3 protein-coding genes and 2 pseudogenes are annotated in these 5,390 nt (G+C 67.6%); 3 read left to right on the top strand and 2 right to left on the bottom strand.

From position 1 onward, the window contains the following. The 3 genes and pseudogenes from Q427_RS18690 to Q427_RS18680 form a co-directional block, all read left to right on the top strand. The coding region (locus tag Q427_RS18690; RefSeq protein WP_155833623.1) for a M24 family metallopeptidase at positions 1-211 on the top strand (211 nt) is incomplete at its 5' end. 85 nt (positions 212-296) lie between these two features. Continuing rightward, positions 297-1,513, top strand: a pseudogene (gene ubiH, locus Q427_RS18685) (2-octaprenyl-6-methoxyphenyl hydroxylase). A 47-nt stretch (positions 1,514-1,560) separates the two neighbouring features. Continuing rightward, a pseudogene (locus tag Q427_RS18680) lies at positions 1,561-2,807 on the top strand (UbiH/UbiF/VisC/COQ6 family ubiquinone biosynthesis hydroxylase). Between the two features lie 148 nt (positions 2,808-2,955). Here the strand turns inward: Q427_RS18680 and Q427_RS18675 are convergent. Both Q427_RS18675 and Q427_RS18670 read right to left on the bottom strand, forming a co-directional pair. Next, positions 2,956-4,248: a S41 family peptidase gene (locus tag Q427_RS18675; RefSeq protein WP_043516608.1), complete on the bottom strand. Its 1,293-nt coding sequence runs from the start codon at positions 4,246-4,248 to the stop codon at positions 2,956-2,958. 71 nt (positions 4,249-4,319) lie between these two features. Then, a partial coding sequence (locus Q427_RS18670; RefSeq protein ID WP_043516607.1) for a murein hydrolase activator EnvC family protein occupies positions 4,320-5,390 on the bottom strand: 1,071 nt, incomplete at its 5' end.

Raw genomic sequence — 5,390 nt, 5'->3', positions numbered from 1 at the left:
CGGCTCGCCGCGTCCCCTGGCGCCGGGGATGGTGCTGACTGTCGAGCCCGGGCTCTATATTCCCGTTGATGATGACATTCCCGCGGAATACCGGGGTATCGGTATCCGCATCGAGGATGACGTGGCAGTGACTGATTCCGGGCATGAGGTGCTGACCGCTGGCGTGCCCAAGCGAGTGAGCGAAATCGAGGTCCTGATGGTCAACGAATGACCACCAGGGCGAAGGGCGAGATGTCGTTATGTAAATTACATTACGAATTATATCTTGCCGCAGGAGGCGTAAAATGAACGAGCCTATGGCTTGCCCGCGTAATGAATCGTGTAACGTGGATATCGCCATCGTCGGTGGCGGCCTGGTGGGGGCCAGCCTGGCCTGTGCTCTGGCCCCGCTGATCGAGCGGCACGGCCTCCGAGTGGCCGTGATCGAGGCGGCGCCCATGCTGGACTCGGCGAGCGCGCCCTGGCAGCCCAGCTTCGACGCCCGGTCCAGCGCCATCGCTCAGGCTCTGCCCAGCGCTTCCGCGACATGGGCCTTTGGCCGATAATGGCCGAGCAGGCGGCTCCTATTTCACGCATCCACGTCAGCGAGCGGGGGCGGCTGGGTGTGACGCGACTGCTGGCCGAGGAGCTTGGCCAGACGGCCCTGGGCTATGTCGTGCCTAACGCCTGGATGGGGCGCGTACTTCATCGACGGCTGGCCGAGCTGCCCCTGGCCTGGCACTGCCCTGCCAGCGTGGAACGCATCGAGCCCGAGGTAGAGGGCTACCGGCTTTCCCTGTCCGATGGCAGCGAACTACTGGCGGGGCTCACGGTGCTGGCCGATGGGGGGCGCTCCGGACTCAAGGAGCGGCTGGGCATCGACAGCGACGAGGTGCCTTACGATCAGGTGGCACTGATCGCCAACGTCGAGATGAGCCAGCCCCATGGCGGTACGGCCTACGAGCGCTTCACCCGGGAAGGGCCCATTGCCCTGCTGCCGCTGCCGGGTCAGCAGATGGCGCTGATCTGGACCCATGAGGCGGGGCGTGAAGAAGCACGGCTGGCCCTGGGCGACGGCGATTTCCTGGCTGAACTGCAGCGGGCCTTCGGCGATCGTGCCGGGCGCTTCCGGCGCGTCGGCAGTCGTCACGCCTATCCGCTGGCGCTGGTTACCGCAAGAGAGGCGATCCGGCCCGGGCTGGCGGTGCTGGGTAACGCCGCCCATTCGCTGCATCCTGTCGCGGGGCAGGGCTTCAACCTGGCACTGCGTGGCGTAACGGACCTGGTGGCAGCCCTTGAGCTGGCCCTGGCCAACGACGAAGCGCTGGGCGGGATGCTGACCCTGCGCGACTTCGAGGCGCGGCGCATCGTGGATAGGCACAATGTGGTGCGCTTCAGCGATGGGTTGGTCCGGCTGTTCGGCATCGACAATGCTTCGTTGTCACATGTGCGGGCGGCAGGGCTGGTGGGGCTCAACCTGATTGGCCCGCTGCGGCGGGGGCTGGCCCGCCGCGCCATGGGGCTGGAGCGCTGATGCGTACCGCCGCCGGGAAGCCAGCATGGCGAAAGGGAGAGAGCGACATGACACACGCGGCTGAAGAGGCGCACAGGCATTTCGAGGTCATCATCGTTGGTGGCGGCCTGGTGGGTGCGACCCTGGCGGCCCTGCTGGGCCAGGCTGGCCTTTCGGTGGCGCTGCTCGATGCCCGCCCCGAGTCGCTGGACGCCAAGGCGGTGGGGCGCGGCAAGCCGGCGATGCGGGTCAGTGCGCTGACGCCGGTCTCGCAACGGCTGTTGCAAGGGCTGGGTGCCTGGTCCTGGATGCAGGCGAGGCGGGTGACTCCCTATCATCATATGCAGGTGTGGGACAGCGAAGGCAGCGGCGAAGTCGCCTTCACCGCCGAGCAGGCCGGTGTGCCGGTGCTGGGGCATATCGTCGAGAATGATGTGATCCTGGCGGCGCTGGAGGCCCGCCTGGCCGAGCTGCGACGGCCGCGGTGCGGCTTGGCGCCCGGGTATCCGGGCTGGAGGCGACAGAGCAGGGGCGCCAGGTACTGCTGGAAGATGGCCAGCGTCTCTCCGCGGCGCTGGTGGTGGCCGCCGACGGAGCGCAGTCGCCATTGAGGACCCTGGCCGGGATCGAAACCAGCGCCCATGACACCGGGCACATGGCCGTGGTGACCACGGTGCGCACGGAGCGTGCCCATGGCGGCGTGGCGCGCCAGGTCTTCCTGCCGACCGGCCCGCTCGCCTTCCTGCCCCTGACGGTGGATGGGGATGACCGCTACTGCTCCATCGTCTGGTCGACCTCGCCGCGGGAGGCCGCAAGGCTGGTCGAGCTGTCGCCCGATGCGTTGGGCCACGCCCTGGCCGCAGCCTTCGAGTCGCGCCTGGGTGGGGTGGAAGTCGTGGATCGGGCGCTTGCCGTACCGCTGACCCAGCGACATGCCAGGACCTATGGTCAGCCGGGGCTGGTGCTGGTGGGGGATGCGGCCCACAGCATCCACCCCTGGCGCGGCCAGGGGGTCAACCTGGGGCTGATGGACGTGGCGGTGCTGGCGGAAGAGGTGCTCACGGCACGGCAACGCGGCATGTCGATTGGGCACGAGAGCGTGCTGGCCCGCTATACGCGGCGGCGGCGCGGCGACAATGCAACCATGCTGGCGCTGATGGATGGGTTTCGCCTGCTCTTCGGCAGCCGCCATCCGGCCCTGACCCTGGCGCGCAACCTCGGCCTGTCGGGGGTCGATCGCCTGGTACCGGTCAAGCGGCTGTTGATGCGGCAGGCGACCGGGCACCGTGGTCGCCTGCCCGCCGCCTGTCGTTAGGGAAGCGCTGAAGAAATCGCCGAGCGAGATGAAGCGCAAGGCGCACGGAGCACAGGAACCGGAACATATGGGGTATATGTGAGGATTCCGAGCACCGCGCAACGCAGTGATTCGCTCGTGCAGGCATTTGTGCAGTGTTTCCTTAGCGTTACCTGTCGCGGCGGTCTAGCACGTTCAACGCCTTGAGCAGGTTGAGTGCCTCGCCCAGTTGATAGTCCTCGCGCAGACGCTCCGTCATTGCCTCGCGCTGGCGGACGTCATCGCGAGAGCGCAGGTGACCCTCCAGGTCGGCCTCGCGAAGCTGGCGGCCCGTTTCGGTCACTTCCACCCGCCCGCGCACCACTTCCACGTCCGGTTCGATGCCCAGTGCCTGGATCGAGCGTCCGTTGGGGGTGTAATAGAGCGCGGTGGTCAGCTTCAGGCCTTCACCGTTGCCCAGGGGCATGATCTGCTGCACCGACCCCTTGCCGAAGCTATCGGTCCCCATGATCACGCCACGGCGCTGATCCTGCAGGGCGCCGGCGACGATCTCAGCCGCCGATGCGCTGCCGCCGTTGATCAGCACCACCAGGGGCACGTCGGGGGCCGCCGTCTCGCGACTGGCGGAAAAGCTCATTTCGGTGTCCGGCAGACGCCCTTCGGTATAGACGATCAGGCCGCCTTCGAGGAAGGCATCGGCCACGGCCACGGCGGCCTGCAGAACCCCGCCGGGGTTGTTGCGCAGGTCGAGTATCAGGCCATCCAGCGGGGCGTCACGCTCCAGCCGGCGAATGGCGTTGTTGACCTGCTCACCGGTGCGATTCTGGAACTGGCTGACCCGCAGGTAGCCGTACCCCGTTTCCAGCAGCTCACTGCGCACGCTCTCGGTACGAATGATCTCACGGGTCAAGGTGACATCGAAGGCGGCCTCTTCACCGCTGCGCAGGATGGTTATGGTGATCTCGCTGCCCGGCGCACCGCGCATCAGCGAGACGGCCTCCTGCAGCGAGAGGCGTTCGGTGGAGGTATCGTCGATTCGCAGAATGGTGTCCCGTGCCTGCAGGCTGGCACGGGAGGCAGGGGTGTCATCGATGGGGGTGATGATCGTCAGCCGGCCGTTTTCCAGGCCCACTTCGATGCCGATGCCGCCGAACTGGCCCTCGGTGGTTTCCCGCAGGCTCTGGAACTCGTCGCGGTCCAGGTAGGCGGAGTGGGGGTCGAGTTCGCTGAGCATGCCGCGCATGGCGTTGCGTATCAGCGTGCGGTCGTCGACCTCCTCGACGTAGGCCCGCTTGATCCGCTCGAAGACTTCGGCAAAGGTCTGGATATCCTCCAGCGGCAGCTCATCGACCGGGGTGGTGGCGTGTGTGGTCAGCGGCAGGGCGGCAAGCGGCAGGGCCAGCAGCAGCGTCGCCAGCAGGTGCCGGGAAGCGGGCAGGAAGCCGACAGAACTTAGGGACATGCGAACTCCGCGGTATCGAGTCGAGGCTGACCAGCATAGCCCTTGCCCCGGGGCTTGTGAAATAGCGTCTCTCATCGTCTGGCAATCCAGGCCTGGGGGTCGATGGGGTCGCCGTTGCGGCGCACCTCGAAGTAGAGCGCCGACGATTCGTGCCCACCGCTCGTGCCCACCGTACCGATGGTGTCGCCGCCGGAGACCGCCTGGCCTACTTCGACATGGAATTGCTGCAGGTGTGCGTGCAGCGTCATGACCTGGTCGCCGTGGTCGAGAATCAGCAGGTTGCCGAAGCCGCGCATCCAGTCGGCGAAGACCACCCGGCCGGCATGCACGGCCTTGACCGGCGTGCCTTCGCGAGCCTGGATCAGCATGCCGTTGTGGTGTACCCCGTCGCCGCGACGGAAGCTCGAGGTGACGCTGCCCTGGACCGGCCAGGGCAGCTCACCCTGGGTCTGCTCGATGGCGGTGGAAGGGGGCGGACGCTGCAGCCGAGCCATCTCCTGCTGCACCCGTTCCAATACCCGCTCGGCCTGGGTCCGGTCACGATCGAGTGCCGCCAGGCGGCTCTGCTCATCGCTGTAACGGCCCTGCAGGTCGGCCACCAGTCGCTCCCGTTCCTCCATGCGTCGGGAAAGCTCGGCGCTGCGCGACGCCAGCTCGCCCGCCAGGGCATCGAGCCGCTCCCGGCGCTCACGCAGTTCGCGGCGGTTCTCGGCCAGCTGGGCGTCAAGGTTGGCGATCTCGTCGAGGCGGGCATTGCGGGCCCGGGACAGGTGGTTGAGGTAGGTCTGCAGCCGATCGAGCCGTGCCGGATCATCCTGGTTGAGCAGCAGCTTCAGCTGCGGCGTGAGGCCCAGCCGGTAGAGGGCATCGAGCTGGACCTGCAGGGCCGCGACCTGTTCGGCGCGCTCCTCCTCCAGTTCATCGCGGGCCGCTTCCAGCGTGGCGATCTCCCGGTTCAGTCCCTGGCGGTCGGACTGGATCTCGTCCAGGCGGCCGTGGGTCTCGGCCAGCGCCGTCTCCACCTGGCGCAGCTCTTGCGTCGCCTCGTCCTGTGCCTCCCGGGTCGCGCCGAGGCGTCGGCTGACCGCCTGGATCTCACTGCCGATGGCATCCAGGCGTTCGCGGGCGTCCCGCTCGCTCGG

Source organism: Halomonas sp. BC04 (genome assembly GCF_000568385.1).
Note: the sequence above shows the minus strand (reverse complement) of the source record. Positions and strands in the feature narration are given on the sequence as shown.

Coding starts and splice junctions, on each gene's coding strand:
- Q427_RS18675 (WP_043516608.1), bottom strand. CDS start 4,248: ATGTCCCTAAGTTCTGTCGGCTTCCTGCCCGCTTCCCGGCACCTGCTG.